The following is a 19,302-nucleotide window of genomic DNA, read 5'->3' as shown; positions in this document are numbered from 1 at the left end:
GGCGGGCATGGTAGCACAACCCATATTTGTCGACCCCTGCCGCGACCCAAGCGGGGCCGACTCGGGTAACATGCCGCATTTGTTCAGGTAAGTATGCCGATGCATCCAATGGAACACAGCGCCTATCTGGCCTTGCGAGAAAACGCCACCGTGCTCGAAGCGGACGGATCCGGGGACAAGGTTCTGTTGCTTGAGGACGGCACCATTCTCAAACTGTTCCGCCGCAAGCGCCTGATCAGCTCGGCCTTGCTGTTTCCCTACGCGCAACGTTTCGCCGACAACATCGACGCCCTCAAAAAACGCGGCATTCCCTGCCCCGACGTCATCGCCACCTATCGAATTGCCAGCATCAGCCGCGATGCCGTGCGTTACACGCCGTTGCCCGGCCTGACCATCCGCCAGGTGTTGAAAGAGCACGGTGAAAGCGCGCCACTGCGGGTTGAACTGGGTACGTTTATCGCCCACCTGCATGATCGCGGCGTCTACTTTCGCTCGCTGCACATGGGCAATGTGATCCTCACCCCGGAGGCGAAACTGGGGCTCATCGATATCTCTGACATGAAGTGCCAGCGTCGCGCGCTGAGCGATTCGAAGCGGCTGCGCAATTTCCAGCACCTGCTTAGGTATAAGGAAGATCGCGCGTGGCTGGTGGAGAGCGATGGGGGCACGGCCTTTATTTCAGCTTACACCCAAGGCCGGAGCGCCCACTTCACTGCGCGTTTGAAGGCGCTGTTTGCGTAGAAGGGTCGGGCTGAACGCCCAGCAGCTCGTCGAGGCGCTGCAGGGTGATTTTGGGAATGACCCGCTCCGGCATGCGACTGACACTGGATAGATTGAACACCTGCATGCCGGTTCGCGGCAGGATCTTGCGAGTCATCAACGTGAAGCTTGGCAGGATGTATTGCTCGAAATCCTCGTCCAGGCTGCTGGGCAAAGCCGCTTCTCCCTTCTCGTAAAAACGCCCGCCGCCCTGACGCAGGTCCATCCCGACCACGAACACCTGACGAAACCCCAGATGGCAGACCAGCTGCAAGGCGCCGAAGGGAATGGTTCGACTGCCGAAATAGCCGCGTTTGAGGTTCAGGCTGAAGCCAATGCGGTTGGGCTTGCGACGCAGCAGGGAGAAGTTGGAGATCAGCTCGTCGTCGTTGCGGATTGACCACGCGTAGGCTCGATCCGACATGACGGCCTTGCCTTCCTGGCGATTGACCCGCTCCAGCAGATAGATCTTCTTGCCGTTCAGCGCAGTGGCGTCGGCCGAATGAATCGCCTGAAGTACATCCAGACTCATCGCCAGATGCTCGCCGTGGCGAACCCCCATCAGTGCCAGCGCTGGCCGGCCGATGACGAAATTCGGATCGTCGCACAGGTAGTAGAAAGGCCGGATGCCCTCGTCGACGCAGCGCACGATCGAGCCGTTCATGGCGACGACCGGCAGGCTCCGGTAACGGGGAAGCGGAAACTCGTTCGCCGAGGGGCCGGACGCCAGCAGCAATACCGGACCTGTAACAGAACCGCGGGACTGCGCGAAGTCCTGCAGGCACACTTCCAGATCATGCCCTACCAGCCAGCGCTGCTCGCCCCGCGCTTCAACCCTCAGCACGCCGCGCCTCCCGCGAGATGGCGACCGCGCCAGCGAGGGGCAGCCAGAGCCATTCCCACACCAGATTGGGTGACCCGACGAAGGTGTGCAGTTCAACGGTCATGACCACGCCACCGGCGCAGAGGATCGCCAGCCAGAGCCGAGCGATCTCCGAGGTCTTGCGCGCTCGGGCCAGACACGCGCCAGCATGCAGCATCGTCGCCAGCAACAGCGCAAGACCGACGATGCCGAACTGATAAAGCACCTCGAAATACAGGCCGTGGGTGTTGCGCACGATTTGCCCGGTCGATAGGTGAACTTCGCCCAGTGGCGTACCCGCGCCAACCCCGAACCACCAGTGGCCAGCCAGGCGCTCGAACACCGCAAGCCAGACTTCGTTGCGCCCGGTCACGCCACGGGTCTGCACTTCGTAAGCGAGCTCGCTGAAGCCGAAAATGAGCACAAGCGCGACGACGATGGCCGCAGGAATCAGGATATTGCGACGCAGCTTGCCACTGGTCATCGTGCCAAGCAGCACCAGCCCGCCGACCGATGAGGCCAACCAGGCGCTGCGCGCGAAAGTGAAATAGATGTACGTGGCAATAAGGGCGCAGCACAGCAGCCAGAGGCCGATTTCGGCACGGCGCCTTGAGCGTAATGTCAGCCAGATACCGGCCAGCAGAAACAAGCCGTAGTTCATGCCGGCAACGATGGTGTTGCCGAAGTCGGCCACATCGGTCACTCCCGAGCCAGCCAGTGACATCTGCCGATAGCCGAGGACGAACGCACCGTGGATGGCGAGATTGAGCATGGAAAATGTGGCGAACAGCGCAACCACCACGACCGACAGCTTGAGGATTTTTTCCCAGTCGAATGTGCCCCTCGCCCTAATCACGCCAACGCCGATGAAAAACACAAGGATGAGCAGAAGCCGACGCAGGGATTTCATGTCGTCGTCTGACATCAGGCTGTTGATCAGCAGATAGGCGAACAGCAGCAGGACGGTGTAGGTCAGCGGGCTGACTGAAAAGGATCGCCGACTCAGCGCCGGCGCTGCGCAAAGCAAGGCAACGACCAGCGCCGCGCGAATGAACGCAGCCCAGGAACTTGACTCACCGGGCCACCAGAACGGCCCGAGAAATATGATCAGCATCACCACCGCAAGCAGTAAACCTGCGATGTACCCCGCACGTGCCGGCAAATTTTTTACAACCATTCCAATCCATATCCTGTGCTATGCAGCCGGGTGTTCATTGCTATCAGAGGCCAATGGCTGCCAGCGGTTCGAATGAAATCAGGTTTCCGAGGTGAGCGCGACGACTTGCGGCAACTGCCAGAAAACTGCTTTTACCGCCTCATCGCTGAAACGGTCGTGCAGCCGTTGCAGCATCGCATCCGCGCAGGACTGCCGCAGCTCGGCGTCCATCCGCGAAAGGTGGATCAGCCCCTGAGCCAGAGACTCGGCTCCGCCCAGGGGAAACAGTATGCCCACGCCTTCAACCACTTCCTTCGCGCCGCCACAGGCGGTTGCCAGCAGAGGCACGCCGGCCACCATGGCCTCCAGCAGCACCATGCCGAAGGGTTCGTGATCGGAGCTCAGTGCGAACACGTCGAAGGCCTTGAAATAGCGGCTGGCTTGAGTCACCTGCCCCGCCAGCATGACCTCGTGGCCGATACCCAGTTCGGCCGCCAAGTGTCTGAGGTCCTGTTCCAGCCGACCCTGACCGAGAATCACCAGTTGGCTGTCGGCGGGCAGGTTCGGCAACGCCTGGGCGAATCCGCGCAGCAGCGTCGACTGGTCCTTGTCGGGATGCAGCCGCCCGACATTGCCCACGACCCACGCCTCCTGGGCCAGGCCCAGTGCGTCGCGGGCCTCCTCACGGGACAACAGAGTGGCGCTCAGCTGATCGACATCGATGCGGTTATAGAGGGTCTGGATACGCTCGACCGGCCATTTCGGCAGGCAGGCGCGAATGTCATCGCGCACGGCATCGGACACGCCCAGCAGGCTCAGGCGGGAGCGGAACAGGTTCGCCAGCACCTTGCGGCTGCGGCGCCGGTAATCACCAAACGCATGATGGACGCCGATCACCGGCAAGCGGGTCGCGACCAGTGCGATGTAGGTCGGCTTGAAACGGTGGGTGATGCAAAACTCAAAACTGCGGGACGCCGCGATCTTGCGCAGATCGCGGATCGCTCCCACCTTCATGCCGCCGATGGCCTTGGAGCTGTACTCCATGAACAGCACTTCGTCCGACGCGCAGCTGGCTGCAACCTCGGCATCGGCGGCGCCGGTCAGGAATACCGTGGTGACACGGTATCCCCTGCCCACGAACAGGCTGGCGTATTGACGGGCGCAGTCGAGGAACGGCCCGTCATAGCCGTGGCAGAACTGGAGAACATGGCGCTCAGCTGAGCGTGTCATGGGTGTCCACGCCGTCTTTGACCACCAGAATGTCTTCCATGATCAGGTACTCCAGATCGGAGCCGAAGAACATATTCAGCGCATCGGTCGGCGAGCAGATCATCGGCTCGCCGCGACGGTTGAGCGACGTATTGAGGGAAACCCCATTGCCGGTCAGGTTTTCCAGCGCCTTCATCATGTCGTAGTAGCGCGGGTTGTATTCGCGCTTGAGCACCTGGGCGCGGGAGGTGCCGTCTTCGTGGACGACTTCCGGCACACGGGTTTTCCACTCTTCCGCCACTTCGAACGTGAAAGTCATGAACGGCGCCGGGTGATCGATCTTGATCATCTGCGGGGCGACGGTGTCGAGCATCGACGGGCAGAAAGGCCTCCAGCGCTCGCGGAACTTGATCTGATGGTTGATGCGATCGGCGACGCCGGCAATGCTCGGGCAGCCGATGATCGAACGACCACCGAGGGCACGAGGACCGAATTCCATACGGCCCTGGAACCAGGCGACCGGGTTGCCCGCGACCATGATTTTGGCGATGCGCTCGGGGGTGTTGTCGATCTGGCGCCAGGCCGGCTTGCTCGGGTGGCGGGCACAGGCGGCGATAACGTCTTCGTTGCTGTAGGACGGGCCGAGGTAGACGTGTTCCATCTTCTCGACCGGCACGCCGCGGGCGTGGGAAACGTAGGCGGCAGCGCCGACGGCAGTGCCGGCATCACCCGACGCTGGCTGAACGAACAGCTCTTTGACGTCAGGGCGCGCGATGATTTTCTGGTTCAGTTTGACGTTCAGCGCGCAGCCACCGGCGAAAGCGAGCTTGCCCGTTTCCTTGAGGATGTCACCCAGATAGTGGTCGATCATCTGCAGCGACAGCTTCTCGAACAGCGCCTGCATGCTGGCGGCGTAGTGGATGTACGGCTCGTCGGCGATGTCGCCTTCGCGCTTGGGCCCCAGCCACTCGATCAGTTTCGGCGAGAAGTAGAAGCCTTTGCCCTTCTCTTTGTAACGACGCAGACCGATGACGTTGGCGTATTCGGTGTTGATCACCAGTTCGCCGTTTTCGAACGTGGCCAGGCGCGAGAAATCATATTTGGTCGCGTCGCCGTATGGCGCCATGCCCATGACTTTGAATTCGCCGTCGAGCATCTCGAAACCGAGGAATTCGGTGATCGCGCCATACAGGCCGCCGAGGGAATCCGGGTCGTAGAATTCTTTGATCTTGTGGATCTTGCCGTTTTCGCCGTAGCCGAAGAACGTGGTGGCGTACTCTCCCTTGCCGTCGATCCCGAGGATCGCGGTTTTCTCCTGGAAGCCGGAGCAGTGGTAGGCGCTGGAAGCGTGGGCAAGGTGGTGCTCGACGGGCTCGATCTTAATCTTTTTCGGATCAAAACCCAGTTGTTCCAGGCACCAGACGATTTTGTTGCGATAGCGCTTGTAGCGGCGGTTGCCCATCAGAATCGCGTCGAGGGCGCGGTCCGGGGCATACCAGTAACGTTTGGCGTAGTGCCAGCGCGCTTCGCCGAACAGGCTGATGGGCGCGAAAGGAATGGCCACGACGTCGACGTCGGAAGGCTTGATGCCCGCTTGTTCGAGGCAGAACTTCGCTGATTCGTAGGGCATGCGGTTCTTGGCATGCTTGTCGCGAACGAAACGCTCTTCTTCGGCCGCAGCAACCAGCTTGCCGTCGATGTACAGGGCTGCGGAAGGATCATGGCTAAGGGCGCCGGACAGGCCAAGGATCGTCAATGCCACTAGGGTCTAGCCTCTTAAGTCTGCATGCAGGCATCACGCGCCTGACAAATAAGGTGTGTCTGGCGCCACGGCGGCAGACAGCTAAAGGGCGGGATTATAGCGTAATGGCTCTGGAAGTGGTCGCAGGGAATGAACTGCCCCGCGATGCCTCGGTGGGACCGGCTTCAGCCGGGAAGAGGCCAGTGTCAGCGCCCTCAATCCTGCGGCGTTGCGAATGACGCCTTCCCGGCTGAAGCCGGTCCTACAAGTTTGCGCCTCACCTCGTGCGTTAACTATTTAGCACCACGCGCCCCGGCGTTCTGATTGATTGATCGCTCGACGAATCATCGGGCTGCTTGCCCGGCTCTTGCGCAAGCTCATTGCGCGGAGATCACTCAGGAATGCTGTACGCCATGGAAACCTTTTCACCCAACCCGCCTGCGCTTGATCGGCTGACCACGCTGGCTTCTGTACTTGACGCCGAGCTTCAGCATCTTCCGGATGCCAAGGCCTGCCTCAACACCCCGCCGCTGCCAGTGAGCCCGGAGCAGAAAACGCTGCTGCACTCGGCCATCACTCGTTTCTGGACCGAACCCAGTGCGCGTGATATTTCACGCCGCGAGCTCTTCGTGACCTGCATCGAATTGACCCTGCGTGACGACCTGCTGCTGAACATCGAAGAAGGCGAGCTGCACCGCGACTATGCGCGCTGCCTGCCGGGCATGGACGCCCAGGAGCATGTGGTGTTCAGCGCGCTCGAGCTGCAACTTGATGCAGAACGTCGCATCCAGCTGGCCGGGGCGCTGGTCGCAACCGCCCAGCCGGGGCAGACCTTGCTCTGGTTGCCCGGCCAGGCCGTCGAAGGCTTCGTGTCGAACGAGGCATTGCAGCAAGCACTCGCCCGCCGCATCAATCACCCACTCCTGCGCCTGCCACTCTTGCGTCTTATGCAGGACAGCACGCGCGACGCCTGGCTCGAGATTGCCTCCGGCGGTGATGTATTTCTTGAGCCCACCCACCCTTCGGACTTTCAACTGCAGCCGATCAAGGGATCGCCCTACGACCATGCCTTTGATCGCCTGCTGGCCAGGCAGCGTGTGGACATCGACGCGCTGCTCGAGACCGCCGACAGTCTGCCGCCTCAGACCCTTCAGGCCCGACTCGAAGACCTGCTCCACCAGCCGAAATCCTGGGGCCCGGGCGGCGCCATAGCCGCTGCGCAGGATCGTCGCGCCCAGCGAGATGAGCGCCGCGCACGCCCCGACTGGCTGGAGATGGCCAGCACCGAGCAACGTGAGCGCTACGCCTCGGGCCTGATGAATTACGAGCAATCGCGCAATGCGTTGATGAGCGTCATGGACGGCGGCGCGTCCCCGCAGCAATTCGCGCGAAGCCGTCTGCGCGCGCGACTGGCCAATGATCTGGGTATTGATCTCGATCCGGACGAGGTCCTGATCAGCACCGAACGGACGCAGCCCATCACCAGTGAAACCTTCTCCGTCCGCCGAACGCTGACGCATCTGGCACTTTACGGCCTGCATCCCGGCGACACAGCCCCAGATTCGGCCTTCCAGACCCACAGCTCAATCACCTGCAACGGCCTGCCGCTTGAGCCTGAGTACAGCGACCTGACGCCGGCCTACCTCGCCGACGTCATCAACGAGCAAGACCTGCGAACGCGTTTCGGCCCCGCGCAACGCCAGGCGCTCGGCTCGCCGACCATCCAGCGCCTGATGGGCGAAGCGATGCATCATCAGCTCATCGCCCAGGCCCGTGGCGCGGAGCTGCAAGGCCACATTCAACCCTCGGACCTGAGCCTGATCGAGTCGCTGAATCTGGACACCGCCGCGCCGCGAAATCCCGCCGTTACCGTGCAGCAGATCAAGCTGAACGGTCACGACGTATTGAGCAGCGTGCTGCTGTTGCGCAAGCTTGACGCTTCGGGGCAGCCGGACGGGCTGCTGATGTTCACCCCCGATAGCCCGCGCGCCGAGCATTTCCAACGCTTCGACAACGAGCGTCAGTTGCTCGGCGAGCTGGTGAGCTGGAGCCGGTCCGCCGACATGAACCACTTCCTGCTGGCGCAGATCACCGCCGGCAGAAGAGCCGCCCTGAAAGACCAACTGCATGATTTGAGTGAAAAGCCAACGCCTGCCCAGGACTGGATCAGCTACGCCACCCTCCCCGATTACAACAGCGGTGTGCGTGCGCTGGTGTCGGCGCGCGTGCAGGTAATGCTCTCCGAACAACGGCTGCACACCCCGGACTGGTTCCTGCGGGCATCCGCCGAGCAGCGTCAGCAAATGGTGGCACTGGAGGATACGATCGTGGCGGCGGGTGAAATCTACCAAGCCGCCCCACACACTCGGGTGACCGACTTCAACGCCTACGTTCATCGGACTGCCAGTCGCAAGATCAACGCGCAGCTGGGTCTGCCGCCGGAAACGGTGGACCCTGACCGGATCATCATTCACACGCCCCGCGAAACCCTGTCCTACACCCAGATGCTACGTGACGGTTACGACGACACCCTTGGCCTGCTCAACCCGGCGGCCGATACCACCGCCACTTTCAGCGGCCCCGAGGGCGTCGATCTCACACCACTGAGCCCGGAGAAGGTCGCCGGCTCGGTTCGCGGGCAATGGGTCGCCGATCAATACATCGCGATGATTCGCGGGCAACTGCTGGCGCCTGCCAGCGAGGGCTACGACTGGCGCCGTCAACAGAGCCTGTTGCTGACGCAATTCCAAATGCGCGCCGACGCCTTGCGCAGCTTTCTCGAAAGCCACATCGACGCCACCCAGCTGCACTGGCTCACCCTCTCCATCGTCAACATGCATCAGAGCAGCCCGGCAGACCGCCTGCGTTATCGGGTCTATCCACTGCAATTGAACGTGGACGTGATGGCTATCGCGTCTCGTGCAGAGGTCATTCACGGCTGCTTCCTGCTCACGCCGCCTGACGCGAGCACGCTGGAGCAGGTTCTGCTGTATACGCCGCAGGCACCGGACGGCCGCGCCTTCCGACCGCTTAGCGCGTTCAGCAACACGCTGCTGAGCGAAGGCATGGGCGATTACTACCTGAGCCGCGCCCGGGTAAAGGCCGGCATGCCGCTGGCATTTGCCCTGGCTGAACTGAAGAAAGGCGGTGGTCGCAAACCGGTGCTGCCGAGGGCGCCGTTCAGCAACCTGTATGACGTGTGTTTCAACCAGGTGATCGAGCGCAAGATCCACGATGTGGAGGACACCCAGACCGGTCGCGCGGACATGCTCTGTCGCCAGGTCTGGAGCAGCCTCGAGCTGATCGCGACCGCCGTGACCTTGCCCTTCCCGCCTGCCAGCTTTGCCGTCGGCATGATCATCGCGAGCGCTGAGGGTTATCGCGCGCTGCGAGCCCTCGACGAGCGGGATCACGCCACCGCCAGCTTCTACGTGCTCAGCGCCTGGCTCAACACGGCGGGCGCTGCGGGCGATCTGCACTCGGGAATGAAAGGGCTCGGCGGCATTTTGAAGGATCTGACAGGACAAAAAACCGCCGGCAGGTACGCCCGCTCGGTTGCCCATGCCACCGAAGAGACACTGCAGCCGGTCGCGGTGGAGAACGAACTCTTCTGGGCCGCGCCTCAGTCTGCCAACCGCCATGTTCCGCTTTACCGGACCCACGCGCTGATCCCCGAAACCCTTCAGCCCACAGGGCGTTATGCGCAAACCGATGTGACCGGCGTATGGAGGGCATTGCAGCAGGACACCCCGCCGGTGCGGGTCGCAAATACCGTCTCACCTCCGCTGCACGCGGTAGATGTATCGCTGACAGACGCGCGCCCCCTAAGCCGCCCGCACGGGCAAGGTGTCAGCATCGTTCGTGGCAACTTTTACATCGCCATGCAGGGCCAGACGTACCAGGTCCAGTACGACGCCAGGCTGGCCGTCTGGCAGATCGTCGATCCGCGCAACCCGTTCGCCTTTTTTGGCCGCCAGACGGTGCGCCTCAACCGCCAGGGCCAGTGGCAGCTGTTTGAGCCTGCGCGCTTGCGAGGCGGCGTTCTGCCTTCGTTCAGCCGACTGGACGAACCCCCCGCAGGCCCCGCCACGGCGGTGGGCGACTTGAGCGATTACGAAATGCCGGAATCGCTGCAGCCCTACGTCTTCGGCATCGTCAGCCCAAGGCAGGCTGAACAATTTGAAGGAGGCCCGTTCGGACTGCACGAGTTTTTCGACGACATTTTCCAGGGCGGTCGCTCGACCTACAGCACGTTGCGCCAGAACCTCTACCGCGATGCAAAAGCATTCTTCGAGCACCCGCCCCTTCCCGGCAAACCCGAGTTGCCGGTGCTGGCCGATGGCGTGACGACTCAAGCCTTCTTCGACGCCGCACTGAAAAAATCCAACGGCCTAGTGATTGGCGAAGCTCCGACGTCCATCGCCAGCAAACAACTGCTGATCGACAACATGCCATTGCTGGCGGAGCGCAAGGTCGAGGTGCTATACATCGAGCATCTGCAGACCGACCAGCACACGCACAAGCTGCAGAAATACAAGGCACTCGGCAGCAAGACACGCAGCGGCTCCCACATGATCAAGCACTACCTGGAGACCGTGAACGAGGGCGCGCTCAAGAACGGCAGCGAAAAATACGACTATTACCATCTGATCAAAGCGGCCCACCGCCACGGCATCGATGTTCGTCCGTTCAGTTCATCGGTCAGCTATGACTACGCGGGCAACGAAATGGCATCCGCTGCAGGTGATGCCCTCGCACCCCAAAAGATGGCGGTCTTCTTTGGTCACAAAGTGATCAGCGGCGATGTGCAGCAGCACCCGGGCAGGCGCTGGATCGCGCTGCTCGACCACCGCACCGCCAACACTTGGCAGCAACAGCCAGGCATCAGTGAACTGCAAGGCGTACTCAGCCTGCGCGTCGAAGATGTGCCGTTGGGCGCGCCGATCCAGATATCCGTGGACAGCGATGCCGTCATCAGCAGCGCGGCGTCGCGCGCGGACTTCAAGGCACAGATCGGCAATCCGAATATCGATAACGGGGCCGGCGCAGCCTCGCCCGTCAGTCCATCCAGCACGTCGATGGACGACGCGCTGTATGGCTTTTTCGAACGACGTTCGCCCCTGGAGTGGGGCTTGGACCCGAATCGCCGCGCCATCGTTTCCCACCGCCGAAGCGAGGTGAACCCCTACGTCGGTGATCACGGTTTCGAATGGAATCCGGCCGGCTACTGGACCCGCGCCGATGCCGCAACCTGGAGCAACGACTACCCCCTGGGCGCCATTCAGCAGTCGCTGATCGACAACCGCTACCAGATGCCTGCCGACATGCGGAGCATCTTTCATGACCTGGCCAACTTCCGTCACAGAGGTCTCAACCCCGATTACTTTTTCATCGAAAGTCATTTGGTGGAGGTGCGGGAGAAGTTCTTCGAACTGGCGAACACGCTGCAGAAAGATGCGCGCTCAGTGCTCAACCTGGCCCTCCCTGAACGGGTGACTCTGCCCGAGGTAAAAGCCGACACGCCGTTGAGCATGTTCATCGAAGAGCTGTACGAAAACACATCCGGAGTGGTCATTGGCGAATCCCATTCGGCACGCGCCAGCAAGCGCTTCATCCTCGACAACATGGAGCATCTGGCGCGACAGGACGTGAAGACGCTGTACATGGAGCATTTGCTGACGGACGTCCATCAGGCCGACCTGGACCGCTTCGCTGAAACGGGGCTGATGAGCAAACGTCTGCTGCACGACCTCAAGCGCATGGACCAGACGTTCCGGACCGACCCGACCGGCCTCTACTCGTTCGAAAGGCTGGTGGTCCAGGCCAGGCGGTACGGCATTGAAATCCGCGCGATCGACTGCGCCGCCAGTTACTTCATCCGCCATATGCCGACCCACTCCAACACAACGCGCCAGCAGGTGCTCAGCTACTTTGCGTCCCGCACGATACGCAAGCATCAAGAGGTGATGGGGCCGCACAAGTGGATGGCGCTGGTGGGTGAAACCCATGCCAACACGTTCAAAAACAGCGTCCCGGGCATCGCCGAGCTGGAACAGGGGATTGGCGTGCGGGTGATGGACGTGGCGCAGGGGAAAGGCCATGGCATCATGATCGATCCGGGCGAACAGGTCCCGGCGGGGCTGGGTCATGAGCCAGTGCTGGTGCAGAATGATTTCCGCGTGGAGATCGAACTGCCACCACGTCCTCAACTCGCTGCGCCCGTCGGCGACAGACTGCACAGTCCGGGCATGTTCCTGCTCGATGAGTCCGCCCCCTTGCGGCCCACGATCGTGCATCGCTCAAGGGACCGCACCCTCAAGCACACGCCGGTGCGGTTCAATACCGCTGGCAAAGCCTACGTCGAGCGCGAGTCATGGCCGCAGGTTCATCGCCAGCCGTTCGATAACGTGCAGGCATTGATCGACGCACTGGTGGAGATCAACCTCAAGCACGCGGACTGACGGTCAGTCCGGCGTCTTTGAAACCGTCGGAATGCGCTGCTCCAGCACTTGGTGCAGCGCGCTGTCCGCCGGCCAGTTGCGCATGAAGCGCGCGCGATCTTTGGCGAACGCCGTCGCGAACGAGGCTTGAGAGCCGTGCTGACACATGGCGTCCAGATCGATGAGCGACCAGCGATCCTGTTGCCAGAACACGTTGTGACCCTTGAGATCGCCGTGGCTGATGCGCTCACGGATCAACTGCGCAAACAGCGTATCCAGCGCCTGCAACTCGGCTTCCGGCGCATCGCCGTTAGCCACGTAGGGCGCAAAGCGCTCGATGATGTCGGGCCCCGGCAGGAACTCGGTCACCAGATACGCCTCGCGGCGTAGCCATAAAAAGCGTTTTTCCAGCAGCGCCAGCGGTTTGGGGGTGGCGATGCCGAGAAACCGCAACCGATTGCCTTCACGCCACGAGTGCCAGGCACGGGACGGTCGCCAGAAACGCTTGAGCCAGTGGGCCAGGTTCTTGATGTTGTAGCGTTTGATCACCAACTCGCGGCCGGCGACGTCTACCCTGGCGACGCTGGCCGCGCCCCCGGTCTTGTACAGATGACCGCCGTCAACCAGCGCGTCGGCCTTTTCCAGCACCGGCAGCATTCCGGCGACTTCTTCGCGACGAATCGCACGCAGGGCAAACGGCCCGTCTTCAACGCTGAACAGGCTGCATTCACGGCCGATCTTGTTCAGGTAATCCCGCAAGCGCCAACTGCGTACCTTGTCGATCTGCTTTTGCAGCGCCTCGACCGGCAAGCCGTGCTCGCCGTTGCTCAGCAGGTAATAGACCAGCAATTCTTCGGTGAACGGCTCCAGCGACTTGGGCAACTGGGCGAAGAACACGCCGAGGTTTTCCAACACCTTTTGCCGCGACAACGGCTTGCCGGCTTCTTCGACGCGAATGCCCGCGCCGTCAATCAAATACAGCGTGGAGCCCTGACGCAGCAGGTTGTCGAGGTGCAGGTCTTCCTGCCACAGGCCTTTGGCGTGCATCTGACCCACCGCGGCCAGGGCATCGCCGAGCACTGACTGTTGCTCATCGGCCAGCGGTGGCAGGTTTTCCACTGATTTCCAGGTATCGCCCAAGCTCTGGGCTTGATCCAGAAACTCGAACAACAGCCAGCCGCCCTCGCCTTCCTGCAGCCCGTCGGCCAACAGCAACGGCGTTGGCAAGCCCTGTTTCGCCAGCGCCTGTACGCCATCGCGTTCACGCTGAAAATGCCGAGGGGCTTTGGGACCGACCAGTAATTTCGCCAGCACCGTGCGCCCACGCCAGATGCCGGCGCCTACATAGCGTTGACCGGGCAGGACGCGCAGCAGGCTGAGCAATTGCAGCTCGGCAGGACCGGCGGCATCCTCCAGCGCGATGTTCATCGGCAGCGCCGGGGTGCGACCGGCGTTTTTCAGTTCAGACAAACGCATCGGCGCCCTCTTTGATCAAGCCCAGATTATGCATTTCAAACGGAATTCTGTTTACCGCTCACGGCGCTTGTGACTGCCCCGTTTGGCGACACGCTGCCACCAGGTGTCAACCAGACCGCTATCGACCGGGGCGTTCAGATAAGCGGCGAGCAGCTCGCGGATTTCCGTTTCGTTCCAGACCGGTGCGCGGCGCAGAAGAGGCTCAATGTCCTTGACCCGGTCGCGCTGGCCGAAGATCGACTTGCGCGTCTTCTCAAGGTCGATCAGCTGCGCCATGTACTCACCGCCCCGGGCCCGCATGAAAATATGCTTGGGGTAGAAACAGCCGTGCACCTGACCGGCCCTGTGCAGCGTGCGCGCCAGTTGCCCGCACGCCTGCAGAATCGCCAGACGCTCGGTGGCCGGCCGCTCGTGCCAGTCCTGCAACAGCGTGTCCAGATCGGTCCAGCCATCCAGCGCGCGGGTCATCAGGATTGCGCGGCGCTCACCGTCGACTTTCCTGTCCGCGTAGAACACTGCATGCAGCGCCGGAATGCCCAGCTTCTGATACAGGCTGATGTTGCGAAACTCACGGGAGAAAGACGGCTCGCCAAACGGGTGATGCAGGGTGTACGTCAGGTAATTGCTCTGGCGTTTGAGGTAGTAGCCGGAGCCTTCCAGCTCCAGGCGAAACACACTGCTCCAGCCGCCACGGCCGGTGTTGGGCTCATCCACCGCATCGAGCTCTACGTTCCACAACGCATCGAAGTCCGCCAGACCATGCCGTTCGAGCAGCCCCCGGTCGGCGTCAGCAATGAAAACAGTCATTCGCGACCCTCAAAAAAACTGACGATGTGGCGGATGCGCTTCTTGTCAGAATCATTCAAGCGTTCACGACCACGATATTGCAGATAGAACCGCAGGCGCTGGGTGGCCGACAGGTGATATTTGGCGACCTTGTCCAGGCACGCGAGGTCTTTGGTGATCCGGTAACGCAGCATGAAGCTGACCCAGAACGCGCCGTTGGGGCAGTCGATGAGGAACACCGTCGCCTGATCGTCCACCAGCAGGTTGCGCCACTTCAGATCGTTATGGGTGAAGTGATGATCGTGCATGGTCCGCGTGTAGCGCGCGACCTGCTGGCTGACGCCATTGACCCACGCGCGGCTGTCGAGGCGCATGTCGTTGACCCGCGCCAGTTCGGACAGGTCTTCGGTACGCGGCAGCTCCCGAGTGATCAGCGCGCCGCGATCATACGCAGCGCCATTGCGCTCCAGGCCCCAGGCGACGACTTCTGCGGTCGGGATGCCCCACTTGGCGAAGCGCTTTAGGTTTTGCCATTCGGACTTGACCCGGGGCCGTCCCAGATACCGGCGCAAACCCTTGCCCGCCGCGACGTAGCGCTTGACGTAGTAGTTCACGCCACCGCGTTCGACGCGGATGACTTCGGAAAGCGGATCCCGGGTCAGGCGCTCGCCTTTGAGGGCGAACACCGCGTCGAGGGTGCCGAAGTCGTCCGTCAGCGCGGCGTAGCCAGGCTCCAGATTCCAGCCCGCCATCAGAGCGCGTCCCCGTAGCGCAGTTTGCGCTGATAGAGCTTCTCGGCCTTGCCTTCAAGCCAGCTCAACAGCGCCGATTCCTGGGCCAGGATCTGCCGCAGCGGCTGCTGGAAATAGCCCTTGAGAAACCGCAGTTTGTCGCGCCGGGTCAGGCCGATGTCCATCGCCGAGAAATACAGCGCGGCCAGGTCTTTATTGCGCCAGCGCTGGGTGATCGCCGGGCGCGTCTGGGCGCGGTGCAGGTCGATCACCGAGAGTCGGAAGCTATCGGGCGTGACCGGCGTGTCGGTGTGCAGCAGAAAATGACAGATGTAGCAGTCGCGGTGATTGACCCCGGCGCGGTGCATCATCCCGACCAGCCGCGCCACTTCGGCGATGTACGCGCGCTTCATGCGTGGCTCGGGCGGCTCGTTGCGCCAGTTGAGGCTGACATCTTCCAGGCTCTCGGTCGGGGCCAGCTCTTCGGTGATGATGAACGAATGCTGCATCGCCGGGTTGTTGCCGCGCTCACCGTACGCCACGGCAGTCATGGTCGGCACGCCGACTTCATGCAGGCGATTGACCGCGTCCCACTCCTGACCCGCGCCGAGCACCGGCAATTTGGCAGTCAGCAGGTTTTTCGCCACTTCACCCCAGCCGATGCCGCGATGGATCTTGACGAAATAACCGCGCCCGTCGACCTCCGTGCGCAAGGTGCGCCGGTTCTCGAGTTCGCGGTAGACCTGGCCTTCCAGCGCCTCGACGGCCTCGAACGCATCGCGCCCGGCCCAGAGGGTCTTGAAGGGTTCAGCAAGGATCAGTTTCATCCGTGGTGCTCCGCCAGAATCACATCCGCAGCGTGCTGCGGCATGCTGTAAAGATCAGCCGTCTCGGCGAATGCCAGCCCGTTGCGGCTCCAGGTGCTGCGCGCGGTGTCGTCCTTGAGGATGCGGGCCAGGTATTGATTGAGCTGGCTCTGTTCGAACGGCTCATCGAGCACCAGACCGCTGTCGGCTTCGGCGATGTAATGGGCATAGCCGCACACAGCACTGACCAGCACCGGGAGTCCTGCCACCAGCGCTTCAAGCAGCACGGTGCCGGTGTTTTCGTTGTACGCCGGATGAATCAACAGGTCGGCGCCCAACAGAAAACGCGGAATGTCGCTGCGCCCTTTCATGAAGGTGACGTGATCGCCCAGGCCCAGCGTCGTGCTCTGCACCTGGAATACCTTGGGGTCGTCCTGGCCGATGACAAACAGGCGCGTGCGTTTTTTCAATTCTGCGGGCAGCGCCGCCAGCGCCTTGAGGCTGCGATCGACGCCCTTGGTCTTGAAGCCGGAGCCGATCTGCACGAGCAGCAGGTCATCGTCGGCCAGCTTGAATTCCCGACGAAATTCAGCGCGGATTTCGGCGGCATTCGGCGGCGCCCGGCGGTCCTGGGAGATCCCCGGCGGCAACAGATGAAAGCGTTCCAGCGGCGTGTCGTAATGCTTGATGAACAGCGGCTGCTGCACTTCGGAAATCATCAGCACTTCGGTCTTCGCGTCTTTGCCGAACACCGCGCGCTCGTAGTCGGCGAAGTGACGGTAGCGGCCCCAGTATTTGTACAGGCCGTGGCGCAGGTTCTGGGCCTTGTCTTCGTAACAGCCGTCGGCGGCGTAATACACGTCCAGGCCGGGCATCTTGTTGAAACCAATCAGCCGGTCCACGGGACGCTTGGCCAGGTCGGCGTTCATCCAGTCGGTGAGCTTTTCGTTGCGACGGTGGTTGAAGATTGCCTTGACCGGCGCCACCAGCACTTCGAAGCCGGGCGGCACGTCGCCTTCCCAGATCAACGTGTAGACGCGGATTTTATGGCCGCGCTGCTGGCACTCCAGGGCGATGCGCATGAAGTCGCGCTGCAGGCCACCGAAGGGGAAGTATTTATAAAGCACGAATGCCAGTTGCATCAGGGATGTTCCTTTGCCAGCAATAGCGCGCCTAACTGGTTCGCTACCCGCTCGGGATTCAGGCGAGTGAAGCACATGGGCCACTCGCGTTCGGTATCGACCTGACGCTGATCTTCAGGCGTCGGTCGGTAGGTGCATTTCTTTTGCAGGCACGGCGCGCAGGCGGGGTAATCGGCCGCCAGATGAACCTGCGACCGGCCGTACGCGCCGGTCAGGCCCGGATTGGTCGGGCCGAACAGCGACAGGGTCGGTACGTCCAGCGCTGCAGCCAGATGACCAAGACCGGTGTCCACCGCGACGCAACTCTGGGCGCTCGCCAGTACGCGAGCAACCCCTGCCAGATTGAGTTTGGGCAACACGACGGCATTATCAAGGCCATCGGCAATGCGTTCGGCTCGTGCCTTCTCGGCCGGGTTGCCCCACGGAAGACGCACTTCAAGTCCCTGACCGATCATTCGTTCGGCCAATTGCCGCCAGTAAAGCTCGGGCCAATGTTTGGTGTCCCACGTGGTGCCGTGCAGAAACAGTACGAAGGGCGCGTCGTTTGTGGCAGTGAGCAGGCGGCTGCGGTCAAGGCCGTAATCGCCCAATCCCGCAGGCACCTGATAGCCCAACGCCTGGGCGAACAGCTGACGCAAACGCTCGACCGCATGCTGGCCGCGGGCAACGGCGTAGGGGCGATTGTAGAAGCGAGCGGCCATGGGCTCCCGCGCAGAAGTCTTGTCCAGCCCGGCGATGGGCGCTCTGACGTAGCGGGTAAGCCAGGCGCTTTTCAGCAGGCCCTGGGCGTCGATCACCAGATCGTAACGGGTGTCGCGCAGACGCTGTTTGAACTGGCGCCATTCACCGTTTTTGAGGGTCTGCCAGAGGTTCTTGCGCCAGCGACGGATGGCCACCGGAATGACGTTGGCGACCGCTGGATGCCAGGTCGGAATCTCGGCGAAGCCCTCTTCCACCACCCAGTCGAACTGGATGCCCGGCAGCGCGCCCATGGCGTCCGTCAGCGCGGGCAAGGTGTGGATCACGTCACCCAGTGACGAGGTTTTGATCAGCAGTACCCGCAAGTCAGGCGACCTCGACCGGGGCGGCGCCAATACGGCCGAGGGCCTGGATCACCGAGTCCGGCTCCAGCAGGCGCAGGCAATTGTAATGGCCGAAACGGCAGGTGCGCTCGAAGCACGGGCTGCACTCGATGCCGAGGCGGACGATCTCGACTTCATCGGCCAGCGGCGGCGTAAAGCCCGGCGAGGTTGAACCGTAGACCGCCACCAGCGGGCGATTCAGCGCGGCGGCCACGTGCATCAGCCCGGAATCGTTGGAGACGACTGCGTCCGCGCAGGACAGCAGGTCAATGGCTTCGGCCAGTGAGGTGCCGCCGCTGAGGTTCATGGATTCTTCGCGCAGGCCCGGAATCAGCCGCTCGCGGATGCTTTCGCCCACGGCGTGGTCGCTCTTCGAGCCGAATAGCCAGACTTGCCAGCCTTCACGGATCTTCGCTTCGGCAACCTTGGCGTAGTGCTCGGAAGGCCAGCGCTTGGATTCACCGAACTCGGCGCCCGGGCACAGCGCGAGCACCGGCCGGTCGAGGCTCAGACCGAACTTGGTTAGCGCCGCGTCGCGACTCGCCGTTTCGATTTGCAGGCTGGGTTTGGGATAAGGGTGCGGCAACTCGGCGCCTTTGTCGTAGGCCTGCGCCATGAAGCGTTCGATCATCAGCGGGTAGCGCTGCTTGTCGAGGGTGCGCACGTCGTTGAGCAGGCCATAGCGAAATTCGCCACGCCAGCCGGTGCGCTTGGGAATACCGGCGAAGAATGGCACCAGCGCCGACTTCAGCGAGTTGGGCAGCAGAATCGCCTGATCGTACTGGCCCTTGAGGGATTTGCCGATGCGCCGGCGCGTGGCCAGCTCCAGCGCGCCATGGCCGAGCGGGAAGCTCAAGGCCGTGCGCACTTCGGGCATGCGCTCAAGAATCGGCCGGCTCCACTCGGGCGCCAGCACATCGATTTCGCACTGCGGGTGACGCTGCTTGAGGCACTGGAACAGCGTCTGCGCCATCACCATGTCACCGACCCAGCTGGGCCCTACGATCAGAATTCTCATGCTCATCCAAAAACGACCAGAAACGAGCAGGGAGGCCCATCAGACTGCGTGATGCTTGCACACGCCGCCTGACGCCTCCCTGTCATAGCTTTAT

General features: G+C 62.2%; 13 protein-coding genes. 2 read left to right on the top strand and 11 right to left on the bottom strand.

Features of this window, described 5'->3' with window-relative positions:
- The first annotated feature begins 99 nt into the window (after positions 1–99).
- The gene (locus IFT47_RS15305; protein WP_192171132.1) at positions 100–741 is read left to right on the top strand and encodes a lipopolysaccharide kinase InaA family protein; all 642 of its coding nucleotides are present in this window, start codon (positions 100–102) and stop codon (positions 739–741) included.
- Here the strand turns inward: IFT47_RS15305 and IFT47_RS15300 are convergent.
- From IFT47_RS15300 to IFT47_RS15285, 4 genes are all read right to left on the bottom strand, one after another.
- A complete protein-coding gene (locus IFT47_RS15300) occupies positions 710–1,603 on the bottom strand; it encodes a lipopolysaccharide core biosynthesis protein (protein ID WP_192171133.1) in 894 nt (297 codons plus the stop codon). The two genes, IFT47_RS15305 and IFT47_RS15300, sit on opposite strands and share 32 nt — an antisense overlap.
- Positions 1,590–2,798 carry an O-antigen ligase family protein gene (locus IFT47_RS15295; protein ID WP_192171134.1) on the bottom strand — a complete coding sequence of 403 codons (1,209 nt, stop codon included), beginning with the start codon at positions 2,796–2,798 and terminating at the stop codon, positions 1,590–1,592. The genes IFT47_RS15300 and IFT47_RS15295 overlap by 14 nt, the downstream gene beginning before the upstream one ends.
- 78 nt (positions 2,799–2,876) lie before the next feature.
- Positions 2,877–4,007, bottom strand: coding sequence for a glycosyltransferase (locus IFT47_RS15290; protein WP_122625597.1), 1,131 nt, complete (start codon positions 4,005–4,007; stop codon positions 2,877–2,879).
- Positions 3,991–5,748 (bottom strand): carbamoyltransferase family protein, encoded by a 1,758-nt coding sequence (locus IFT47_RS15285; RefSeq protein WP_192171135.1) that lies wholly within the window; start codon positions 5,746–5,748, stop codon positions 3,991–3,993. Before IFT47_RS15285 ends, IFT47_RS15290 begins: the two co-directional genes overlap by 17 nt.
- A gap of 392 nt (positions 5,749–6,140) precedes the next feature.
- Here IFT47_RS15285 and IFT47_RS15280 point away from each other — a divergent pair, with 392 nt between their 5' ends.
- Positions 6,141–12,188 carry a membrane-targeted effector domain-containing toxin gene (locus IFT47_RS15280; RefSeq protein WP_192171136.1) on the top strand — a complete coding sequence of 2,016 codons (6,048 nt, stop codon included), beginning with the start codon at positions 6,141–6,143 and terminating at the stop codon, positions 12,186–12,188.
- A gap of 3 nt (positions 12,189–12,191) precedes the next feature.
- Here IFT47_RS15280 and IFT47_RS15275 read toward each other — a convergent pair whose 3' ends face one another.
- From IFT47_RS15275 to waaF, 7 genes are read right to left on the bottom strand one after another with little or no spacing between them, the layout of a single operon-like run.
- The gene (locus IFT47_RS15275) at positions 12,192–13,643 is read right to left on the bottom strand and encodes a lipopolysaccharide kinase InaA family protein (RefSeq protein ID WP_192171137.1); all 1,452 of its coding nucleotides are present in this window, start codon (positions 13,641–13,643) and stop codon (positions 12,192–12,194) included.
- A gap of 51 nt (positions 13,644–13,694) precedes the next feature.
- A complete protein-coding gene (locus tag IFT47_RS15270; protein WP_192171138.1) occupies positions 13,695–14,450 on the bottom strand; it encodes a lipopolysaccharide kinase InaA family protein in 756 nt (251 codons plus the stop codon).
- Positions 14,447–15,181, bottom strand: a complete 735-nt coding sequence (locus tag IFT47_RS15265; protein ID WP_192171139.1) for a lipopolysaccharide kinase InaA family protein — start codon at positions 15,179–15,181, stop codon at positions 14,447–14,449. The genes IFT47_RS15270 and IFT47_RS15265 overlap by 4 nt, the downstream gene beginning before the upstream one ends.
- A complete protein-coding gene (gene rfaP / locus IFT47_RS15260) occupies positions 15,181–15,987 on the bottom strand; it encodes a lipopolysaccharide core heptose(I) kinase RfaP (RefSeq protein ID WP_192171140.1) in 807 nt (268 codons plus the stop codon). Before rfaP ends, IFT47_RS15265 begins: the two co-directional genes overlap by 1 nt.
- Positions 15,984–17,108, bottom strand: a complete 1,125-nt coding sequence (locus IFT47_RS15255; protein WP_192171141.1) for a glycosyltransferase family 4 protein — start codon at positions 17,106–17,108, stop codon at positions 15,984–15,986. The genes rfaP and IFT47_RS15255 overlap by 4 nt, the downstream gene beginning before the upstream one ends.
- Positions 17,108–18,172, bottom strand: a complete 1,065-nt coding sequence (gene waaC, locus IFT47_RS15250; RefSeq protein WP_192171142.1) for a lipopolysaccharide heptosyltransferase I — start codon at positions 18,170–18,172, stop codon at positions 17,108–17,110. The genes IFT47_RS15255 and waaC overlap by 1 nt, the downstream gene beginning before the upstream one ends.
- Before the next feature lies 1 nt (position 18,173).
- On the bottom strand, positions 18,174–19,208 hold the full coding sequence (gene waaF, locus IFT47_RS15245; protein ID WP_192171143.1) for a lipopolysaccharide heptosyltransferase II: 1,035 nt from the start codon (positions 19,206–19,208) through the stop codon (positions 18,174–18,176).
- Between the last annotated feature and the right edge of the window lie 94 nt (positions 19,209–19,302).

The organism is Pseudomonas sp. CFBP 13711 (assembly GCF_014842265.1).
GTDB lineage: Bacteria > Pseudomonadota > Gammaproteobacteria > Pseudomonadales > Pseudomonadaceae > Aquipseudomonas.
This window is presented reverse-complemented; position numbering and strand designations above follow the sequence as displayed.

Excerpts from the sequence above, each read along its gene's own strand:
- rfaP (WP_192171140.1), bottom strand. The coding sequence starts at position 15,987 with ATGAAACTGATCCTTGCTGAACCCTTCAAGACCCTCTGGGCCGGGCGC.
- IFT47_RS15270 (WP_192171138.1), bottom strand. The coding sequence starts at position 14,450 with ATGACTGTTTTCATTGCTGACGCCGACCGGGGGCTGCTCGAACGGCAT.
- waaF (WP_192171143.1), bottom strand. The coding sequence starts at position 19,208 with ATGAGAATTCTGATCGTAGGGCCCAGCTGGGTCGGTGACATGGTGATG.
- IFT47_RS15305 (WP_192171132.1), top strand. The coding sequence starts at position 100 with ATGCATCCAATGGAACACAGCGCCTATCTGGCCTTGCGAGAAAACGCC.
- IFT47_RS15275 (WP_192171137.1), bottom strand. The coding sequence starts at position 13,643 with ATGCGTTTGTCTGAACTGAAAAACGCCGGTCGCACCCCGGCGCTGCCG.
- IFT47_RS15255 (WP_192171141.1), bottom strand. The coding sequence starts at position 17,108 with ATGCAACTGGCATTCGTGCTTTATAAATACTTCCCCTTCGGTGGCCTG.
- IFT47_RS15290 (WP_122625597.1), bottom strand. The coding sequence starts at position 4,007 with ATGACACGCTCAGCTGAGCGCCATGTTCTCCAGTTCTGCCACGGCTAT.
- IFT47_RS15280 (WP_192171136.1), top strand. The coding sequence starts at position 6,141 with ATGGAAACCTTTTCACCCAACCCGCCTGCGCTTGATCGGCTGACCACG.
- IFT47_RS15295 (WP_192171134.1), bottom strand. The coding sequence starts at position 2,798 with ATGGTTGTAAAAAATTTGCCGGCACGTGCGGGGTACATCGCAGGTTTA.
- IFT47_RS15265 (WP_192171139.1), bottom strand. The coding sequence starts at position 15,181 with ATGGCGGGCTGGAATCTGGAGCCTGGCTACGCCGCGCTGACGGACGAC.